Here is a 20,639-nt window from a genome sequence, read left to right as displayed (position 1 = left end):
ACGGGCGTCTTTCTGCCTACTGCAAACTGTGCCTATTACACCAAATCCCACTTCGGCCGGTACTCCCGGCCCAGGTATTCGTTAGCCTCGCGGTCTTTTCTGAACTTCTCTTTTTTGCTGTTCCAGGCCAGTTTGCGGCCGAGCCGGTAGGAGATCAGGCCCAGGTGCATCGGCATGGTCATCAGACGGGCATACTCCAGGTTTGATTCCGGCTGCGTCCGGCTCTTGACCGCGTCCACAAAATTCTGCTGGTGGCCCGGTGAGCGGGGTAGGGTCTTCGGCACTTCGGCCAGGTCCGAGACGGTTTCGCCGTTGATGGTGATTTCGCGGCTGCCGTAGTCGCAGAGCAGCGTACCTTTATCGCCTTCGAAGAAAGCGCCAATGCCGCGTTTGGCGGCTCCCAGTACGTTTGGTGGTTCGGAGGTCCAGTAGAGTTTCAGGTTCTCAAACTCGTAGTGGATGTCAATTCGTCTGGGAGCATCGGCAATTCCATCACCTGCTTCGCCCCTGGCGCTTACGCTCTTCAGGTTTTTGGGCTCGACAGACCACCAGACAATATCCGCGATATGACTCCAGAAGTCCTGGAATACGCCACCTGAATAATCCAGGAAATAACGGTAGCTAAAGTGACACCGCTGCGGAGTGTACAGCGACTGCGGTGCGGGGCCCTGCCACATATCCCAATCCAGCGTTGGCGGGGGAGTCTGGTACTGTGCCGGACCCAGATCGGGCGGCAAACCGGTTTTCCACAGCCGGACCGTATGCACATTCCCGATGGCACCCGAGCGGATAAGCTCCACTACCCGGTGGTAATTGTCGCCGGCATGAATCTGGGTACCTAACTGAAACACCCGTTTGTGCCGGTTCAGCGCCTTCAGCATCTGCTGGCCCTCCCGCACGTCGAACGACAGCGGCTTTTCCCCGTACACATCTTTGCCGGCCTGAAACGCCATGATGGCAATCTGGGCGTGCCAGTGGTCGGGGGTAGCACAGGTAATAGCATCGATGTCTTTGCGGTCCAGCACGCGCCGAAAATCCTTGTAGAGCGCAGCATTAGAGCCGGGCTGCAACTCTTTCAGTTTCGCCTGCGTGCTGTTCAGGTGGTTGTCATCGACATCGCATAAGGCAACAATTTCGACATCGGGCAGGGCAGCAAACCATTTCATATGGTTGTTGCCCATGCCGCCAAGACCAATGTGGGCAATGCGCAGCCGGTCGCTGGGAGCTACTTTCCGGATCAGGCCGGGAAAAAGGGCCAAACCGAGCGCGCCCGCACTGCTTTTCTGGAGAAAATCTCTTCGGGTTAGGGGGGAATTCATGGTATTGACAGTAAGGTTCAGGAAAATACAGCGTAAAATAAGCCAGCTTACCCGTAGAAGCAAGCTCACAAAAATTTCTCACTATCAAAGCCTTATCTTGTCAATAAACGAGTGCGGCTGCTTACAGGTACCTCCCCGGCAGCAGGTAATTCTGTACGTAGTCGGTGATGCCTTCTTCCAGGGTGCAGAAATGTTTGGTGTAGCCGATGGATCGCAGTTTTCCCATGTTGGCCTGGGTGTAGTACTGGTACTTGTCGCGAATGTCGGCGGGGGTATCCACAAAGGTAATGTGCGACTCCCGGTCCATAGCCCGGAAGGTATTGTTGGCCAGGTCTAAAAAGGTACGGGCCTTGCCGCTGCCCAGGTTGTAAATCCCGGAGTTGCGCCGGTGGTGCATCAGGAAGGTGCAGACATCGATCACGTCTTTCACGTATACAAAATCGCGCATCTGCTCGCCATCCTGAAAGTCAGGGTGGTGTGAGCGGAAGAGCCGCATCTGACCCGTCTGGCAAATCTGATTGTAGGCGTGAAAAATCACCGATGCCATGCGGGCTTTGTGGTATTCGTTCGGGCCGTATACGTTGAAGAACTTCAGGCCGGCCCAGAAGAACGGCTTCCGCTCCTGCTCCAGCGCCCAGATATCAAACTCATTCTTGGATTCACCGTAGGGGTTCAGCGGCTTCAGTTGCGGGATGATTGACTCATTATCGTCGTATCCCAGTTCGCCCAGCCCATAAGTGGCTGCCGACGATGCATACACCAGCGGTATCTGGTAATCGATGCACTTCTGCCAGATTCTCTTGGAATAATTCAGATTCAGGTGCTCAAACACCTGCCAGTCGAACTCGGTGGTATCGGTACGGGCTCCTATGTGGAAGAGAAATTCTACCTCGTGGTAATTCTGGTCCAGCCACCCAAAAAAGTCTTCCCGGTGTACCCGCTCCTGAATACGCTTGCCGGCCAGATTACGTTCTTTTTCGGGGGACGAGAAGTCATCAACGGCAATGATAAAATTGAAATTTTCCTGATTCAATTTGCTGATTAAACAGCTTCCGATAAAACCCGCAGCCCCCGTAACGATGATCATAGACGTAATTCGTAAACGTATTTATGGCAAATGGTATGAGAGAAAGGTAAGCCAGACACTAAAATTGGATGTAAAGGTAAATTTTTTATCTATTGCTATTTGTTGCCGATTTTAGGAATAAATATAACTTTTCCCATATTAGAATAATTTAATCCATTTATCCTCTCAAATTGCTGCCAGATACTGGTAAATCCGGCTCGTTTTCAGGCTGTATTTTTTCAAGAACGAAACGAACCGTAATTTTGTAGTTTGATTGGCTGGCCGTTACCGGAACAGCCTTACCCGTTATGGTGTACATTAGCAGAACCGAACATTTCAATGCGGCCCACCGGCTTTACAACCCGGCCTGGTCGGATGAGAAGAACAAAGAGGTATTTGGCCCCTGCGCCAATGTGAATTGGCACGGGCATAATTTTGAATTGATCGTTACCGTAAAAGGCGAACCCGACCCGGATACCGGTTTTGTTATTGACCTGAAAGTGCTTGGCGATATTATCAAAAAAGAGATTATCGAGAAGGTCGATCATAAAAACCTGAATCTCGATGTCGACTTCATGCATGGCAAAATGGCCAGTTGCGAGATTTTTATCATGGAAATCTGGAAAATCCTCGACCGCGCCCTCGAACCCATCACCGAAGCCCGTCTCCACCAGATTCGCCTGTACGAAACCCCGAAGAACTACGTAGATTATTACGGGGAATAGCCTACTGATGAACTACTACCTAATTGCCGGTGAGCGCTCCGGCGACCTGCACGGGGCTAATCTGATTCGGGCCATTCGCCGGCACGATCCGGAGGCCTGCTGCCGGGGCTATGGCGGAGAGCAGATGGAAGAAGCCGGCGCTACGCTGGTCCGCCATTACCGCGATATGGCGTTTATGGGTTTCTGGGAAGTGCTGCAAAACCTGCGCATCATTCGCCGGTATCTCCGCGAATGCCAGGAGGACTTACTGACCCACCGCCCCGATGTTCTGATCCTTATCGATTACGCGGGCTTTAACCTCCGTATGGCCCGCTTCGCCAAACAGCACGGTATTCGGGTATTCTATTACATTTCGCCGAAAGTCTGGGCCTGGAACCAGCGCCGGGCGCTGAAGATCAAAGCGACCGTCGACCGGCTCTTTGTGATCTTTCCCTTTGAAGTCGATTTCTTCGGCAAATACGACTATTCCGTCGATTACGTCGGTAATCCCCTGCTCGACGCTATTGCCGATTTCCGGCCCAATCAATCCTTTCGTCAGGAGCATCGATTAGGTGATATGCCAGTTATCGCCTTGCTGCCCGGCAGCCGGAAGCAGGAAGTCAGCGCCATGCTGGCGGTCATGCTGACCACGGTGCCGCAATTTTCGCAGTATCAGTTTGTTGTCGGCCGGGTCAGCAATTTACCGGAGTCACTGTACGCCGAAGCCCTCCGCACCTATCCCAACGTGCGTGTGGTAACGGATGCCGCTTATGATCTGCTTCACGTGGCCGACGCTGCGCTGGTTACATCCGGCACTGCCACCCTCGAAACCGCGCTCCTGAATATCCCGCAGGTCGTTTGTTACCAGACGACCTGGCTGTCGTACCAGATCGCCAGACGCGTCATTGCCGTGCCGTATATTTCACTGGTAAACCTGATTATGGAAAAGGAAGTAGTGAAAGAGCTGATTCAGGACGATCTGAACCATGCAAACCTGACGGGTGAACTGCGACGGTTACTGACGGGGGGAGATAAACGCGCCAGTCAACTGGCCGATTACGAAGCCCTGCGTCAGAAGATGGGATCACCCGGAGCCTCGGAGCGGGCCGGCTCGCTAATGGTCCGATACCTCCGCGAACCAGTCAACCAATCAACCAATTAACCAATCACCCCCGTCTCCTCATACTGCCGCAACCAGGTTTTATGCTTACCCTGAATCTGGCTGAAGAACTCGTAAATGTAGGTCATGTCTTTCTGGTAATCGCCCGTTACATAGAAGGGGGCACTCAGCACTGCTTGCTTACGGGGATAATCAAAGCCCACTAATATTAACGGAGCACCGGATTTCAACGCAATGTAGTAGAAGCCTGTTTTCAGTTTAACTACGTCACCGCGTGTCCCTTCGGGCGCAATGCAGATATGCAGCCGATCGTGGCTCTTGAGGATGTCGGCCATGGCGTCGACGAGATTATTAGCACGGCTACGATCCACGGGCATACCACCCAGCGCCTTAAAAAGCCAACCGGCATACCAGGTAAACAACTCCTTTTTAGCCAGGTAATGAATCCAGATCCGGGTAGCCGCCCGCGTACCCAGCCCAACCAGAAAATCCCAGTTTGAGTTGTGGGGAACCGCCACCCAAATACCTCTGGGGGCCTGAGCCAGACTCGGTCTCCAGCCCGTCAGCCGCCAGCCAGCCAGTTTAAAGCACCATCGCGCTAAAAGGGAATACATCTTTAGTGGGCCGTTCTGAGTTGGCAGCAGGCAGTGAGCAGAAGAGAGATCAGCAAGTTGTTTAACCCACGTCTGCCTACTGCACAGTGCCTACTGCCGGCTTTTAATAATTCCGCTCTTTGCGTTCCAGCCAGCGTCCGGCGACAAAAGCGGAGGCTAATAAAACTACGTAAAAAAGCAGCGTACCTATCGTTGAAAAATCCATGCTGATTCCGGTTTGTGTTTCAAGGTGCAAAATACGGCATTCGAGTCCGAAGTTTCAAGTTTCCTGTTCCAAGTTTCAGCCGGGCCGCCCGGCTGAAACATTACAAAACTCCCTTCGTACTCGGCAGCGTATCGAGTTCGTTGATGTCGCGTTGGACGGCCATCTTAATGGCTTTGGCAAAAGCTTTGAAGATCGCTTCGATCTTATGGTGTTCGTTGTAGCCTTCTACCTTGATGTTCAGATTACACAGGGCGGTATCGGAAAACGACTTGAAGAAGTGATAAAACATCTCCGTGGGCATCTCCCCGATCTTCTCCCGCTTGAACTCGGCATCCCACACCAACCACGGCCGCCCCGAGAAATCAATCGCGACCTGCGCCAGCGCTTCATCCATTGGCAGCAGAAAGCCGTAGCGGCTGATGCCACGCTTGTCGCCCAGCGCCCGCCGGTAAGCCTCACCCAATGCGAGGGCGGTATCTTCAATCGTGTGGTGCTCGTCGATGTGCAGGTCACCGTTGACGCGGATGGTCAGGTCGGCGCCTGAATGGCGGGCTACCTGATCGAGCATATGGTCGAAGAAGCCAAGGCCGGTGTGGATGTCGGAACGTCCGCGTCCGTCGAGGTTCAGTTCTATGCTGATTTGTGTTTCTTTGGTGTTGCGCTCCACGGTAGCGGTTCGGGCGGGCAGGCGGAGGAATTCATAAATTTCATCCCAGTTGCCGGTCGTAAGCACAATGGCTAAGCGCATGGTATCGGTCAGGCCCGACACATCGGCTGATTGAACGGATGCCAGTCCGCCCGGTGGCAGAAACAGAATGGCTTTGGCACCGAGGTTGACCGCCAGTTGCACATCAGTCAGGCGGTCGCCGATGACGTAGCTGTTCGCCAGGTCATAACTACCGTCGAGGTACCGGGTTAACATACCGGTGCCCGGCTTGCGGGTGGGCGCATTGTCACGCGGAAAGTGGCGATCGATATGCACGGCCGAAAAGGTAATACGCTCTGCCTCAAAGGCCTTCATCATTTTGTTATGCGCCGGCCAGAAAGTAGGCTCCGGAAAAGAATCGGTGCCGAGCCCGTCCTGGTTCGTCACCATCACCAAGTCATACTCCGTTTCTTCGGCAATCTTGCGAAGGCTTGAAAACACGTTTGGGATATATTCCAGCTTTTCGAGGGAGTCGACCTGCTGGTCGGGCTGGGGTTCAACAATTAACGTACCGTCGCGGTCGATAAACAAAACTTTTCGCATGTCAGCGTGGTTAATCCGTAAAGAGAGCAAAGATACCGTACGTCTTTTAATTACGGGGAAAATGATGCTAATTTTGCGGCCACTTTTACGTCAACTTCACGTTTAAATTGTCTCTAAAAAGAAGGAAATAGATTCGTTAGAAGCTCCCTCGCGCATTAAGACAGCTGCTTAGTATAAGCCATTTAGTGAAAGAACGTTACTTACAAAATACACTACTTCAATTTGTTTAAATGATGCCTAACCAAACAGGATTAACTCGTATCGGAGTTTTTTATGACGGAAACTACTTTTTACACGTAAGCAACTATTATAACTACTCCCATGAACGTCGCAGTCGTATCAGTATATCGGGGCTGCACGAATTTATTCGTCAACAGGTAGCCGCCGAAGAGAATACAGATGTACGGCTTTGCCAGATTGTAGATGCCCACTATTTCCGGGGCCGTTTAAGCGCTCACGAAGCGAACCAGCGGGGTAATCAGCTTTTTTACGACCGGCTGTTTGATGATATTCTGATGTCGGAAGGGGTGGTTACCCATTATCTACCGGTGAAAACATACCAGGGGTATCGCCAGGAAAAAGGCATTGATGTGTGGATGGCGCTGGAAGCCTATGAACTGGCCCTTTATAAGAAATTCAGCGTGCTGGTCCTGATCACCTCCGACGGTGACTATGTACCGCTCGTCCGCAAACTAAACACCCTCGGTACCCGCGTGATGGTGCTGAGCTGGGACTTTGAATACTACAACGACGAAGGCGAGAAGGTAGTAACGCGTACCTCGCAGGATCTGATCGGCGAAGTGTCGTATCCGGTTCCCATGCACGATGTGATCGAAAACCGGCTCCGCAAAAATGATGCGCTTATTCAGAACCTGTTTGTGAAGCAGCAGACCCGCGTACTCGTCCCCACGCCCGTAAACGGAAACGGTTATGACTACGAGCCCGGCAACAGTCTCGGGAACGGCCTTACGTACGACAGTGACATCGTCTACGACCCGAACGAGCGGAAGATCAGCACCATCCGGAGCCTGAAGACGGGGTACGGGTTTATTAATTTTCCGCCCAACAACCTGTTCTTCCACCATACCAGTCTGCTGGACGTAGATTTCAATGAGCTGCAGATTGATGATCAGGTTGAGTTCCGGATTGACAAAAACGCCGAAGGGAAAGACATTGCCATCGATGTACGGCTGATTGAAGAGTAATATGCAGGCCGTTCAGGCACAAACGTTTCGTATACAAGCTTCCGATGCGTGGCGGTGGCAGGCAGTAGCCTGGGCCGCCACGCATTTTGATTATGTGACGCTGTTCAACAACAACCATATCCCCTACCCGCACGGACCTTTCCCCAACCGGCTGGCGTTCGGTGCCCGGCGTATGGTGGCCTTCACAGGCACCGACGATCTCCAGACTCTGTACCGGGCTCACCAGGAGCAACCGTCCTGGCTGGTTGGCTATTTGGGATATGATCTCAAGAATCAACTGGAAGACCTGACCAGCCATCATAACGACCCGCTGGGCTTCCCGGAAATTTTCTTCTATGAACCCGAGTATCTGCTGGATTTTTCGGATGACGACGTAACGGTTTATGGCGATGATGCCGAAACCCTATACCAGCAGATAAGTCGTTTTGATATGCTATCGACCAATAAGCCGGCGAAGGCAATCACCATCCGCAGCCGGGTAGATCCGGAAAAGTATCTGGCTACGGTCAGGCAGATTCAGCAGCATATCATAGCCGGCGATGTGTACGAACTAAACTATTGCCAGGAATTCTTCGCAGAAGCAGCAACGCTTGACCCACTCACTACCTACCAGGCCCTGGACAAGCGCTCGCCCATGCCGTTTTCGGTATTTATGAAGCGGCACGATCAATACCTGATGTGCGCTTCGCCGGAACGATTCCTGAAGAAAACGGGCGACCAGTTGCTGTCGCAACCCATCAAAGGCACGATCCGGCGCGGGCACTCGCCCGAAGAAGATGAGCAGTTACGACAGGCTTTACTGCACAACGAAAAGGAACGGGCCGAAAACCTGATGATCGTCGATCTGGTCCGCAATGACCTTGCCCGCAGTGCCCGCACCGGCTCGGTACGGGTCGATGAGCTGTTTGGTATTTACACGTTCCGGCAGGTGCATCAGATGATTTCGACGGTATCGGCCACGCTGCACCCGGACATCAGCTTTACCGATGCCATCCGCCACGCGTTTCCGATGGGCAGCATGACGGGAGCGCCTAAAATCCGGGCGATGGAGCTGATCGACCACTACGAAGCCAGCCGTCGGGGCCTGTACTCCGGCGCAGTGGGCTATATTACGCCAGAGGGTGATTTCGATTTCAACGTGGTAATCCGTAGTTTGCTGTACAATGCCACCAGCGCGTATGCCTCCTTTTCGGTTGGCAGTGCCATTACTTACGATGCCGACCCGGAACAGGAATACCAGGAATGCCTGCTGAAAGCCAGGGCGCTTCGTGAGGTACTTACCGGTATTGTCTAACCGAAAACCGACTGGATATGCCATATTCTGATTCTTTACTCAGGAAAGTACAATTACTTTAATCAGCCCCTTGGTAATCTGGAATTATTTCCCTATTTTTGCATCAGTTTTCAAGCGACATCCGTTTCGTCTCTGGATAAAGGGTTTCTTCTCTTTTCACTTCTGTAACTAGTCTGACAGAGCCAGCACGGATGTACCAACGGTATCTGTGCGAGGGCTATCCCACTGGAACTTCCAGTCAGGGACATTGTGAGGGCTAATCGTTTCCTATCTGTTTGTCATCTTTCCCGCCGGGGTGCGGGCGCGAGTCAGGGGTTAATGTGCTCTTTCGAAGTCTGCTTTTTCAGGCAAATTCTCTAACAGTCATCGTCTTCGCTTGGTTAATCAACCATATATATTATTACTATGAATTCTGAAGTAACACCAATCGAAAGCCACGAGCAACCGACTGACACCACGCAGGCACAGGCAGTGGCCGCTCCGGTTTCCAACCAACTCACCTTCGCTAACCTTAACATCTCGGAAGACATCCTGCGGGCGGTGACCGATATGGGTTTTGAAAAGCCCTCTCCTATTCAGGCTGAAGCGATTCCGCCCATTCTGGAAGGTCGTGACGTAATCGGTCAGGCCCAGACAGGGACGGGTAAAACAGCCGCTTTCGGTATTCCGGCGCTCGAACTGATCGACCCGGCCGACAAACACGTACAGGTGCTGGTACTCTGCCCGACGCGCGAACTGGCGCTGCAGGTGTCCGACGAGGTAAAGAAACTGGCAAAATACAAGCGGGGCATTAAGGTAGAAGCTATTTACGGCGGTGATTCCATCGAGCGCCAGATTCGCGCCCTTAAAGGTGGCGTTCATATCGTGATCGGTACGCCCGGTCGCGTGATGGACCATATGGAGCGCAATACCCTGAAGCTCGACAACGTCAAGATGATGATCCTCGACGAAGCCGACGAAATGCTCGATATGGGCTTCCGCGAAGACATCGAAAGCATTCTGGAAGATATGCCCGAAGAGCGGCAGACCATTCTGTTCTCGGCCACCATGTCGAAGCCGATTATGACCATTACGCAGCGGTTCCAGAACGATCCGGTGCTGGTAAAGGTGGTTAAGAAAGAGCTGACTGCACAGAACATCGAGCAGGTTTATTTTGAAGTAAAACCAAAAGCGAAGGTTGAGGTAATGTCGCGTTTGATCGACATGTACGACCTGAAACTGCTGCTGGTGTTCTGTAACACAAAAAAGAAAGTAGACGAGATTGTCGAAGACCTGCAACTGCGCGGCTACCAGGCCGAGGGTCTGCACGGCGATCTGCGGCAGGCGCAGCGGAACAACGTGATGTCTAAGTTCCGCTCGGGCGTGACCAGCATTCTGGTGGCCACCGACGTAGCCGCCCGCGGTATCGACGTTGAAGACGTTGATGCGGTAATTAACTTCGATATTCCGCTCGACGAAGAATATTACGTACACAGGATTGGCCGGACGGGACGGGCTGGTAAGTCGGGCCGGGCGTTCTCGCTGGTGAGCCGCGACGAAAAGTACCGTTTCCGAGAAATCCAGAACTACACGAAGGTTAAGGTCGAAAAAGGCGTTATTCCGTCGTTCGAAGACATCGTTGGTCTGCGCAAAGCCCGGTTTATTGAGCAACTGCGCGAGATGATCGCCGGCAGCGAAGACCTGAACCTGTACGAAGACATGCTGACCACACTGCACCATGCCGGCTTTACCACCGAGCAGATTGTAGCGGCCCTGGTGAAACGCAGCATGGGTATCGAAAAGAACGAATTCTCGGATATGTCGCTGGGTCTGGAAGATGACCGCCGGAATGACCGCCGGGGTGATCGTTTTGATGACCGCAGAGGGGGCCGTAACGACGGACCGCGTTTCGGTGACCGTGACGGCGGACCCCGTGGTGGAGAGCGCCGGGGTGCCGGGCGTTTTGGCGAGCGCGACGATCGCCGGGGAGATCGCTTTGACGATCGTCGGGGTGGTCGTACGGACGGGCCGCGCTTTGGCGACCGCGATGCCAATCGGGCGCCCCGTGAGCGTGACGCCAACATGACCCGCCTGTACGTGAGCATCGGACGCCGGGATTACGTCCGGCCGGGTGACATTGTAGGGGCTATCGCCGGCGAAGCCGATATTCCGGGCGGCAGCATCGGCCACATCGATATCTACGACAAGTTTACCTACGTTGACGTTCCCCGCGAACATGTTAACCGCGTACTGGATGCCATGGAAGGCAACACCATCAAGGGCCGTCGGGTCAGTATTGAGATTGCGCGGTAAGTAGTCTTTAATGTGCAGTGGGCAGTTTGCAGCCTACGTCGAAAGCCCCTTCTATTGTGGAAGGGGCTTTTTGGTTAATGCAGTCTCAGGTGGTGGCAAAGAACAAACAGGTTAAACCAGCGGTTGACGTTTGCACCAGGGATAGTAAAACCATATCTGTCCCGGACGAACGTTATGAATTCAATTACAGAGAACACAGATAATACAGCTAAAAACGCGATTAACGCGGAAAATAAACTGATTATTCTGGCCGGTGGCACCGGCCAGCTTGGGCAGCATATTGCCGGTCATTTGTTGCAACGCGGAGCCCAGGTGCGAGCCCTCGTGCGTAAAGGCAGCGCAAGTCAGGCCGTTCCCTCGTTGCGTAAGCAAGGTGCTTCCATTGTCGAGGTTGATTATACCAATGTGGCGGAACTGACAGCTGCCTGTGCGGGTGGAGCCTGTGTGGTTTCCGCTTTATCCGGGTTACGGGACGTAATTGTCGATGCACAGACAAACCTGCTCACGGCCGCCGTCGAAGCCGGTGTTCCCCGCTTTATACCGTCGGATTACTGCATCGACTTCACCAAACTACCGGCGGGCTCCAACCGGAATCTCGACCTCCGCCGGGAGTTTTCTGAACGGCTTGACAAAGCTCCCATAAAGGCTACATCCATCCTCAACGGTATGTTTACGGACCTGCTGACCGATGAAGCGCCGGTCGTTCTGTTCAAAATCAAACGGGTTCTTTACTGGGGGAACGCTGATCAGCCTATGGATTTTACCACGCTCGACAATACGGCCGCGTTCACGGCCGCGGCCGCCCTGGACCCGGATACGCCCAGGTTCTTACGCGTTGCGGGCGAAGTAGCCAGCGTTCGGGAGTTAAGAAAAGCCGCGAGCGCAGCTACGGGAAAGCTATTCCATCTGTTCAGAGCGGGTGGTTTGGGGCTGCTTAAGGCCATGATAACGATTACCCGAAAGGTATTCCCCCAGAAAAAAGAAGTGTTTCCACCCTGGCAGGGCATGCAGTATCTGCATAATATGCTCAGCGGACTGCCAAAGCTGGAACCGCTCGACAACAACCGCTATCCGGATATCCGGTGGACGCCCGTGCGGGAGGTGCTGGCAACCCGATGATCCTAGGTATGGACGGTTGCCGCTCCGGCTGGATTGCCGCCTGTATAGATACTACCAATACACTGACGTTTGCGCTTTTTGCCACCCTGGAGCAGTGTGTACTGCTCCAAACGGCTACCCTTGCGCTGATCGACATGCCCATCGGCTTTGCCGGGCAGCAGCACCGCCTGTGCGATAGCCTGGCCCGCGACCTCCTGAAACCGTTCCGACAGTCCTCCATCTTTTTTACGCCCCACCGCGATGCCGTATTTGCCTCAACGTACGCCGAGGCCTGTCGGATCAATACTCTCAGAACCGGAAAAGCCATTTCCGTGCAAACCTGGAACATCTGCCGGAAAATCAGGGAAGTGGCGCAGTACACAGAAGCCAATCCCGATGTCCGGCTGCTGGAGTCTCATCCGGAGCTCTGTTTCTACGGCTTAGCGGGTCAGGTTTGCCGGTATCCCAAACGAACCCAGTCCGGCCTTTCCGAGCGGATCAGGATTATTGAGGAGAAAGCACCGGAGTACATCGACGCGATCGATCAGGCCATGCACTCCATCAGCCGATCAGACGCGAAGCCGGACGACATCCTGGACGCAGCCATACTGGCCATTATCGCCAAACGGGGTAACCTGATCACCCTACCCACCCCCGACAGCCCCGAATCAGCCACAAGCCGGATTACCTTTGGCAGGTAACGTAACGCCGACCGGCTTCGCAGCTACTTTCTGTGTTGCGTCAATACCCTGAAACTCTCTGCGGACACGCTTCTTCATGAATTGCCCAGCCACAACGACCGTAACGACGGACCGCATAAGAACTACCTTACGCTATACTCCTGCAAGTAGTCAAACCCTCGAATAAATTAAGCGACCATTTGGCTTGTTGAACCTGAAAAAAGAATAACTTACCCACAAGCAAAACGGCCTATAGCGGAAGGGGCTCTGCAAATAAGTACGACACACAAAGTACCAAACATTCTTTGAAAAGATCAAATAAATACAAAAAGTACGACAAAACTTTCGCATATTTATAAGTTAGGCGCAATATTTCTTAATGTTCTATCAGTATCAAACTATAAAGTTAACAAGAGACTTATATTCCGTGGTTACAACAGGAATGAAAGGAGTTATACTTGAAGTTTGGGACGCTGAAACATTTGAAGTTGAATTTTTAGATAAGAAAGGTTATAATTATGAATTTGATGGGCAGTTCACCTTTACAGTAAAATCAAGTTACATAACAGAATGCTTAATGACTTGACAACACAGCAGAGAAAACTTGCGGACTTTATGAGTGACTTGTCCGAGAAATGCTATTCCGCAGGTTGGTTAGAAAATTTAGAATATGTATTATGGGACGCATCAATTACAGGAGAACGAAAGTTTGGACAAGACATAGTATCTCAACAAGACATTGACCAATTAATGCAACTTTCTAACGACTGTAATTGCTGGATTTACTTTGACGACATAACAGAAGAAACTGCTATTGACCTTGCAGTATGGCGACAAAAGTTTGAGACAGCTATTTCTTTAAATCCTGACATTCTCAAAAGTTGACAATAAAGCGCCTAACATGGGGTTTTGTGCAAGCGGGGCACGACGCTGTAACTTCACCTATGTACATGCATCGACCACAGTTCCAGCACGACAAACAACATTCAGCAATAGAATAAACAATGAACTTTAATTTATAAATTAGGCAGTGGTTATGGGCAGACGGAATGCTATTTCCCCACCTGCACAAAGCCTTGTTCGTTGTGGTCATTTAAAGCCGAGCAAGATTTGGTGAATAGCTATATACAATATATAGGCTTACTTTCCGTAACTTTCCCTTGACAACTGAACTTTACTTATGAAGATTTCCGCAACCATCAAGAACGGATTTCAGGTGAATGACATTTCCGTGGCTAACGAAGGACGTCAAAAGAAAATTGTTGTGCCAGCGAAGGACGTCGGTTTCTGTTCATCGGTGAACGGCGGAGAACTCTTGTTCCTCTCACTTGCCACCTGCTTTTGTAATGACGTGTACAGAGAAGCCGACAAAAGGAATGTGAACATCACTTCAGTGGAAGTATCTGTATCGGGTGAATTCGGCAAAGAAGGAGAGCCGGCTTCAAATATAATTTACACAGTTCGTGTTCAGTCACCTACTCTTTCAGACAAAGAAATTACTGAACTAATTTCTCATGTAGATAAGATAGCAGAAGTGCACAATACGTTGAGAAAAGGCGTTTCTGTCACTTTACATACAGAGACCGCATAAGAATTGTTCTCAGTATTTGGCTTATTTTTAAAAAATCAACCCATTAAGGCATGATAAAGAATAATCTAAAAATCGCTGTCCGGATACTCTGGAAAAATAAACTTTTTTCATTGATCAATATACTGAGCTTGTCATTGAGTATGGCGGTTGGTATTATTCTGTTTACAGGCCTGAAAGCCACTTTTGATACAGACCATTTTCATCCAAAATTAAATCAACTCGTGCGGATTCTCACGCAGGAAACAAATGAGGGGGAACAAACCAAATGGGCAACAGCCCCTTTGCCCTTGGCGACTCAACTGGAAAGCGTGTCCTTTGTTGAAAAAACGGTAAGAGTGCGTCTGGCAGGAAAACATAACCTGCAAACCGACAAAGGTGATGTCCCCATTGATATAAAATTTTCAGAGCCTTCTTTTTTCGATGTTTTTGGCTTTAAACTGTTGTCAGGTAATGCACAAAGTCTTACCCATAATCCGAACAGCCTTTTTTTAACTGAAAAAACAGCAGAAAAAATATTTGGAAACGCTAATGCATTAGGACAAACGGTTGAATTTGAAAGTTTAGGTTCGTATACCGTTGAGGGGATTATCCAGGATCCGCCTTTAGAAACACACCTCCCCATTGAGGCAATGTTATCGCTTAATACGGCGGAAATACTTGAAAAAAAAGAGGCAATCAGTAGTATTTCACAAGATTGGGGAGGCTTCAAGAGTTCAGCAATTTATGCCCGTTTACAATCAGAAGGTAATTTAGAGCAACTTAATGCAACGCTCCAGAACTATAATCGAAAATTGGATAAGAGCAGTTTTCAATTTTTGGCACAACCCATAGAAGATATTACCCCTGGAAAAATTGCTATTAAAAATAACCCCAACGCGGGCGTTAGTTGGGAAGACGTAAAAACGCAGCTATTCATAATTCTATCGTTAACCCTTTTGGCTGCTTTCAATTATATCAGTTTGGCCTTGGCGCGTGCTTTCTCCCGGGCGCAGGAAGTAGGCGTTCGCAAAACCATAGGCGCAACAAGAGGACAAGTGATCGGTCAGTTTTTAATGGAATCGACCCTGGTTGCCCTGTTGGCTTTATTGTTTACAGTGCCGTGTGTTACTATGTTAGCCCACTATATACCCGATATGGATGATGTGACATTCTCCTGGGATATAGCGTTGGTATCAGGCTTGATAACCTACGCAGTTATCACAGGCTTAGTCGCAGGGGCATTTCCGTCATGGCTGTTGTCAGCGTTTCAGCCTATACAGGTTTTGCGTAAAATGAAGAATATAAAGCTGTTTCGGGGTGTTGCTGTTTACAAAGCGTTGATTGTGGTTCAATTTTCTGTGACCATCCTATTTATGATATTGGTGGTTATAGTAGCCGATTATGATCGAAAAAACAATGCAATCATCCGCTCAATCGTGCCATCCAATGTGCTGACACTGGATTTAAAAGGTGAAAAATATCAAAACCTGCAAAACGAAATAAGTCAGTTAAGTCAGGTAGAAACGACTTTGGCCACTAACTGGTACTATGAGCCCATTAAAATGGGTAAAGATTCTGTAACGCTAAACGATAAAACGCTGGCAATAAATTACGTAAGTATTGACCCACGAACAATTGAAACAGAAGGTATCAGCTTACTAGCCGGGCAAAATTTTCCTTCAACTATGCCCCAAAGTACGGAGCAATATGTGTTGGTGAATGAAGCTGCCGCAAAATTATTGGCATCTAAATCGGAGACCCTGGTGGGGCAAAATCTCTTGCTGGACTCTGGCTCTGTACAAGTCATTGGCATCATACCCAATGAGATTATTGGCCAACAACTCCCTTTAATCTATCGGTATTTGCCAAATGAAATAACCACCTTAACCATAAAAATAAAGCCAAATACAGCCTTGGAAGCGACCAGGGCCATTCAATCGGTATGGAAAGACCATTTTCCTGAGAAAACAGCAAATCTTTATAACTTAAAAGAGTATCGTTATTCAGGAGAAATCAGTGGAGGAATTAGTGGAGAAATGGAAATTTTTGGAGGCTCTGCCTTAATTGTCATGATAATCGCTGCTTTGGGCATTTTAGGCATAGCCAGTTACTCCGTAGAAACGCGCACTAAAGAACTGGGTATAAGAAAAATATTAGGAGCAAACAATATAAAATTGGTGTGGATAGTCACCAGGAATTTTGGCATTCTTATGCTAATTGCCGGGCTTATTGGGGTTCCGGCCGGCTTGTTTTGTGGTGATTTACTAAGAAAAGAAATGGGCAGTTATCTTGATTTGGGTCTTATAAATATAAGCATAGCCTTTGGTTCGGTTGCTATAGTCGGGCTACTGGTTGTCCTGTCCCAAACCATTCGAGCGGGGCAAATTGAACCGGTGAACGTTTTAAAAGCAGAGTAAAAGGGCATATGTTCCTAACAGAACGATACCCTCTTACTCCTTATGCCGACGCGATCGTCCCAGGAAAAAACCGCCCAGTAAGGCAAATGCCATACCCGCTCCTGCGTAGGGTAGAACAGCACGATGTGCCAGCATATTTTTGACGGTTTTTTCCCATAAGGTCTCGTTGCGCCAGCCGGGCGGCCTCAGGTTGTTTACATTCGGCCCGGCATAGACGAGCCTCAGCCCCCAATCCCGTTCATCCGGAAGCTCAGGCAATTTAATGATCCCTATTTTGCTGGAAGGTAAGACACCCTCGCCCACCGGCTGCCAGGTGCCCGTGCGTGGGTTAAACCACTGCGCCCGGTAGACGCTATTCAGCCGGGCACCACGCACTTCGGCCGGCGGGCATTTACGCTCGAAATAAAGCAGAAAATGGTTCTTATCCGGCGTACGGGCGCAGTAGGCCCAGCCTTCGTAACTGAGTGCATCCGGGGTTTTGTTGGGATACACCAGGTCCGTCAGCGGTTCAAGCGCCTGGTAGTGCCGGCCAATGGAAAAGGCAAACGTCCGGAGATGATTCATCTGGCCCCCCGATGGCCATAGAAAGGCATCCCACATATGGGTTGGGGCGGAAGGCTCGATATCGGCTCCCCAAATGCCCTCAGCTCCGTATACATGGCCGGCCAGCGCCCCGGAGAGAAAGCTGCCGTAGGCACAGGAGCGCACCAAGGCATTGTCGCGGTCGGTTCCGCCTTCGGCCCCCCGGCTGTAGTTGACGCCAATGGCCTCTCCCCGCGCATCTTTATAGCCGGCGTAATACGGTTCACCGTTCAGGGCGGGCCGGGGATGTCTGGCATTGTAGATTTCGGTCAGGTACCAGTAGTAGGCATGCTCTCGCTTGTTGCCGATCTGGTGCAGCGTCACCCACGAACTGTCGCCCCAGTTAACCAGGGTGGAGGGGTTGGCATTGGACGACAGCAGGTTTCCGAACGGCAGCGGTCCGTACTCTTTTTCCATTTCCTGAATGGCATGGGTATAATCGGCCGGACTGATGGTGCCATCGTAATAATCGAAGTGTACCGGGCTCAGCACCGTGTTGTAGGCCTGGTACCGGGCGTAGAAATACTGAAGATACCGGACATACGAACCCGGCCATTCGTAATACTGCGCCCAAAGTACACTGGCGTCCCGGCGGGAAGCCTCCATAAAAGGGATAAACCCGTGGGCGTTCAGGTAAGCGATCTTGCGGTCGAGGTACCGGAAATACGCGGGATTGATCCGGTCCATATCGGGAAAATAATTCTCGTAGCCGGGCACTTTGCCGGGAAAGAGAAAGGGTTTACCGCCTTCATTGTCCATATTTTTGGCGCTGCCCGTACCAAATTCCATCCAGGCCGAGCGCAGGGTGGTCCGCGCCGAATCGGGCAGACGCATATGGTACGAGCTATCGTCGGTTTTCCAGTTTGGAAAGGCCGCAATCACACTCACCCAGTTATAGCCCTGGGCCTTCCGCAGGCGAACGTAGTCCTTAAAACCGGCGTTTGGTCCAATGGGTCTTTTCAGGGTATCGTCGTACCACCGGAACCGGTTGGCACCGAGTGCATACCAGGTGTCGCCAACGGCAAAAAAAGGAGTGCCATCGGCGTATGTTAGGGCATGTTGGTTGGCGGTCGCTTTCAGGAAACCCCGCCGTACCGGATTGGCAACTTTCTCCGCGTCGGTCCAGGCTACGACCGTGACCGAACCAGCCTGACCACTCAGCCCGGCATCATTCGGGTTGGAGCCGCTTTTCCAGCGCCAGACACCCGGTTGCGTCGCTACCCACCGCACCCGAAAGGTACTGCCGCCATCCCAGAAACCGTACACGCGCTTGCTAAAGCCCGGTCCGGTCAGGTCGATCCAGCTATTGGCTTCCAGGTAGGGGTTCCGGTACGAATTTTTTGCGGTAAAAGTAAGCTCCTGCACCTCCCAGACGTGAATGGCCGGTGCGGCAGAGGCTGCCAAACGGAAAAGGATACCTATTAACGTACTTAACAACAGGCGGGAGAACTTCATGGACGTTTAAGGGAGGTTCGGGCGGGGAAATATAATCAATTCGAAAAAAGAATCCAGAGTCAGCATCAAACTGCCGTATCAAGCGAAATGGCCAGGTAGGCAGCGTGGCCTTTTCCACCCGTTACCCCTTATAATCTGCTAAGCCAGCCCGCTATATAATCAAACACCTGCTGTTTGTCTGGCTCGTTGTGCAGTTCATGGTAAAATCCCTCCCACAGCTTTAGCTCAATCAGCTGCGGATTGTTCCGGGCGAATGCGATGGTGCCTTCCGAAGAGGTCAGGCGGTCGGCCGTTCCGTGCATGGCCAGGGTCTTCACCTGTAATTCGCCGGCATGCTCAATCGGATACAGGCCGGCCGGGTGTACATTCACAAAAAATGCCGACGTGATCTTATCGTGTACCAGCCTATCCTGTTTATACGCATCAACAACAGCCGGGTCTCTGGAAATAGCGGCCTGTTCAAGACCCGTTGGCTGACTCAAGGCCGGCATCATGCCAGCAAATAGCTTTGCCACGGCGACCTTCCACGCTGGTGGCTCAAAAGCCAGCTTAAAATATGGATCGGTCAGGATGAGGCCTTTCAACGGAGGATTTCTTCTCAATACATAATTGGCGGCCAGGTTTCCCCCCATACTATGGCCGTATAAAACAACGGGCAGGCCAGGAAATACGTCATGAGTCTTTTTTAGCAGCCGGTCCATGTCATCCATAAGGTGATCAAACGAAGGCGTATGGCCCCGCTGCCCCTGCGATTTTCCGTGGCCGCGGTGATCCATGCCGACAGTAGCGTAGCCGATCGTCCTGAAAAATTCGGCTACATGGGTGTACCGGCCAAAATGCTCGCCCATGCCGTGGACCAGCGCAATTACGCCTTTGGGTTCTCCCACTGGTTCAACATAGGCTCCGGCTAATTGCAGACTGTCTGAGGTGGTTAGGGTGAATGTGTTTGACACAGCGATCAGGTTCATTGCTCAGGACCGGTAAACTATTAAAAATAATTCATTCTTTTCAATAATAGACACCTCTACCATACCAGCATGACTAAAAAGAGCACGGTAAATTCAGGGTTGAGCCGTAAAAGCCCATCACGATCTGACACCACCTTTTAAATTTCATGTCATTTCTATTGACATGAATAATTTAATGCCTATATTAGTGACATGAAAAAGGAGAAGCGCCCTTATTCCATGTCAACGCGGGCGGAATCGGCGACCCAAACCGAGCAGAGCATTATGCATGCCATGGTGGCACTGTGGATGGAAATACCATTAAGCCAGATAACCCTGGAAAAAATTGCCGAACGCGCTGGGGTGACCGTTCGCACCATCCTCCGAAAGTTTGGGTCAAAGGAGGATTTGCTGGAGGCCAGCCTTCAGCATGACGCCAGTACCATTGAACAGACCCGCAATAAGGTTCCGGTCGGCGATGTGGCCGAAGCCCTCAATGTCTTACTCACCGAATATGAGCAAATGGGCGAAGCTGTTGTGCGGACGATTGTGCTGGAGAATGAATTGCCCGGTGCCAGAAAGATCCTGGACCGTGGGCGGGCCTATCATCGCCAATGGTGCGCACTGGTTTTCGAACCGTACCTGCCGGATAGTGGATCAGACGCTTATGAGATAAAACTGGCTGCTTTTATTGCGGCTACGGAAATATACCTCTGGAAGCTACTACGAAAAGATTTACAGAAGAGCCATGACGAAACCCGTCAGGTATTTCGCCTGCTTGTGGAAGGACTTATCCGATCACCACATCCTTAAACGCTATTA

17 protein-coding genes are annotated in these 20,639 nt (G+C 51.1%); 11 read left to right on the top strand and 6 right to left on the bottom strand.

The window, feature by feature from the left end; genetic code table 11:
• Window positions 1-35 precede the first annotated feature (35 nt).
• Together ABD949_RS17060 and rfaD are read right to left on the bottom strand one after the other, a co-directional pair.
• The gene (locus tag ABD949_RS17060) at window positions 36-1,319 is read right to left on the bottom strand and encodes a Gfo/Idh/MocA family oxidoreductase (protein WP_345245111.1); all 1,284 of its coding nucleotides are present in this window, start codon (window positions 1,317-1,319) and stop codon (window positions 36-38) included.
• Between the two features lie 121 nt (window positions 1,320-1,440).
• Window positions 1,441-2,406, bottom strand: coding sequence for an ADP-glyceromanno-heptose 6-epimerase (gene rfaD, locus ABD949_RS17055; RefSeq protein ID WP_345245109.1), 966 nt, complete (start codon window positions 2,404-2,406; stop codon window positions 1,441-1,443).
• Window positions 2,407-2,693: 287 nt separating this feature from the next.
• Here rfaD and ABD949_RS17050 point away from each other — a divergent pair, with 287 nt between their 5' ends.
• Both ABD949_RS17050 and lpxB read left to right on the top strand, forming a co-directional pair.
• On the top strand, window positions 2,694-3,110 hold the full coding sequence (locus tag ABD949_RS17050) for a 6-pyruvoyl trahydropterin synthase family protein (protein ID WP_345245107.1): 417 nt from the start codon (window positions 2,694-2,696) through the stop codon (window positions 3,108-3,110).
• 7 nt (window positions 3,111-3,117) lie between these two features.
• A complete protein-coding gene (gene lpxB, locus ABD949_RS17045) occupies window positions 3,118-4,251 on the top strand; it encodes a lipid-A-disaccharide synthase (protein ID WP_345245105.1) in 1,134 nt (377 codons plus the stop codon).
• Here the strand turns inward: lpxB and ABD949_RS17040 are convergent.
• A complete protein-coding gene (locus tag ABD949_RS17040) occupies window positions 4,248-4,823 on the bottom strand; it encodes a 1-acyl-sn-glycerol-3-phosphate acyltransferase (RefSeq protein ID WP_345245103.1) in 576 nt (191 codons plus the stop codon). The two genes, lpxB and ABD949_RS17040, sit on opposite strands and share 4 nt — an antisense overlap.
• 305 nt (window positions 4,824-5,128) lie before the next feature.
• Window positions 5,129-6,277: a bifunctional histidinol-phosphatase/imidazoleglycerol-phosphate dehydratase HisB gene (gene hisB, locus ABD949_RS17035; protein ID WP_345245101.1), complete on the bottom strand. Its 1,149-nt coding sequence runs from the start codon at window positions 6,275-6,277 to the stop codon at window positions 5,129-5,131.
• A 233-nt stretch (window positions 6,278-6,510) separates the two neighbouring features.
• Between hisB and ABD949_RS17030 the strand changes: the two genes are divergently transcribed.
• From ABD949_RS17030 to ABD949_RS16995, 8 genes are all read left to right on the top strand, one after another.
• Complete coding sequence (locus ABD949_RS17030; RefSeq protein WP_345245099.1) at window positions 6,511-7,482, top strand: NYN domain-containing protein; 972 nt, start codon at window positions 6,511-6,513, stop codon at window positions 7,480-7,482.
• A 1-nt stretch (window position 7,483) separates the two neighbouring features.
• On the top strand, window positions 7,484-8,776 hold the full coding sequence (gene pabB / locus ABD949_RS17025) for an aminodeoxychorismate synthase component I (protein ID WP_345245097.1): 1,293 nt from the start codon (window positions 7,484-7,486) through the stop codon (window positions 8,774-8,776).
• A gap of 405 nt (window positions 8,777-9,181) precedes the next feature.
• Complete coding sequence (locus tag ABD949_RS17020; protein WP_425576766.1) at window positions 9,182-11,068, top strand: DEAD/DEAH box helicase; 1,887 nt, start codon at window positions 9,182-9,184, stop codon at window positions 11,066-11,068.
• Window positions 11,069-11,242: 174 nt separating this feature from the next.
• Entirely contained in the window at window positions 11,243-12,187 is a 945-nt protein-coding gene (locus ABD949_RS17015; protein WP_345245095.1) for an NmrA family NAD(P)-binding protein, read from the top strand.
• Window positions 12,184-12,867 carry a DUF429 domain-containing protein gene (locus ABD949_RS17010; protein ID WP_345245093.1) on the top strand — a complete coding sequence of 228 codons (684 nt, stop codon included), beginning with the start codon at window positions 12,184-12,186 and terminating at the stop codon, window positions 12,865-12,867. The genes ABD949_RS17015 and ABD949_RS17010 overlap by 4 nt, the downstream gene beginning before the upstream one ends.
• 594 nt (window positions 12,868-13,461) lie before the next feature.
• Window positions 13,462-13,731 carry a hypothetical protein gene (locus ABD949_RS17005; protein ID WP_345245091.1) on the top strand — a complete coding sequence of 90 codons (270 nt, stop codon included), beginning with the start codon at window positions 13,462-13,464 and terminating at the stop codon, window positions 13,729-13,731.
• 295 nt (window positions 13,732-14,026) lie between these two features.
• The gene (locus ABD949_RS17000; protein WP_345245089.1) at window positions 14,027-14,437 is read left to right on the top strand and encodes an OsmC family protein; all 411 of its coding nucleotides are present in this window, start codon (window positions 14,027-14,029) and stop codon (window positions 14,435-14,437) included.
• A 50-nt stretch (window positions 14,438-14,487) separates the two neighbouring features.
• Window positions 14,488-16,833, top strand: coding sequence for an ABC transporter permease (locus ABD949_RS16995; RefSeq protein WP_345245087.1), 2,346 nt, complete (start codon window positions 14,488-14,490; stop codon window positions 16,831-16,833).
• A gap of 33 nt (window positions 16,834-16,866) precedes the next feature.
• Here ABD949_RS16995 and ABD949_RS16990 read toward each other — a convergent pair whose 3' ends face one another.
• Entirely contained in the window at window positions 16,867-18,870 is a 2,004-nt protein-coding gene (locus ABD949_RS16990; protein WP_345245085.1) for a glycoside hydrolase family 140 protein, read from the bottom strand.
• 128 nt (window positions 18,871-18,998) lie between these two features.
• The gene (locus ABD949_RS16985) at window positions 18,999-19,838 is read right to left on the bottom strand and encodes an alpha/beta hydrolase (RefSeq protein ID WP_345245083.1); all 840 of its coding nucleotides are present in this window, start codon (window positions 19,836-19,838) and stop codon (window positions 18,999-19,001) included.
• Between the two features lie 192 nt (window positions 19,839-20,030).
• On the opposite strand from ABD949_RS16985, the gene ABD949_RS16980 reads away from it, so the two are divergent.
• Window positions 20,031-20,630 carry a TetR/AcrR family transcriptional regulator gene (locus ABD949_RS16980; protein WP_345245081.1) on the top strand — a complete coding sequence of 200 codons (600 nt, stop codon included), beginning with the start codon at window positions 20,031-20,033 and terminating at the stop codon, window positions 20,628-20,630.
• Window positions 20,631-20,639: the final 9 nt, after the last annotated feature.

The organism is Nibrella saemangeumensis (genome assembly GCF_039541915.1).
Classification (GTDB): domain Bacteria; phylum Bacteroidota; class Bacteroidia; order Cytophagales; family Spirosomataceae; genus Nibrella; species Nibrella saemangeumensis.
The sequence above is the reverse complement of the archived record's forward strand: the minus strand, read 5'-3'. Positions and strand labels throughout refer to the sequence as shown.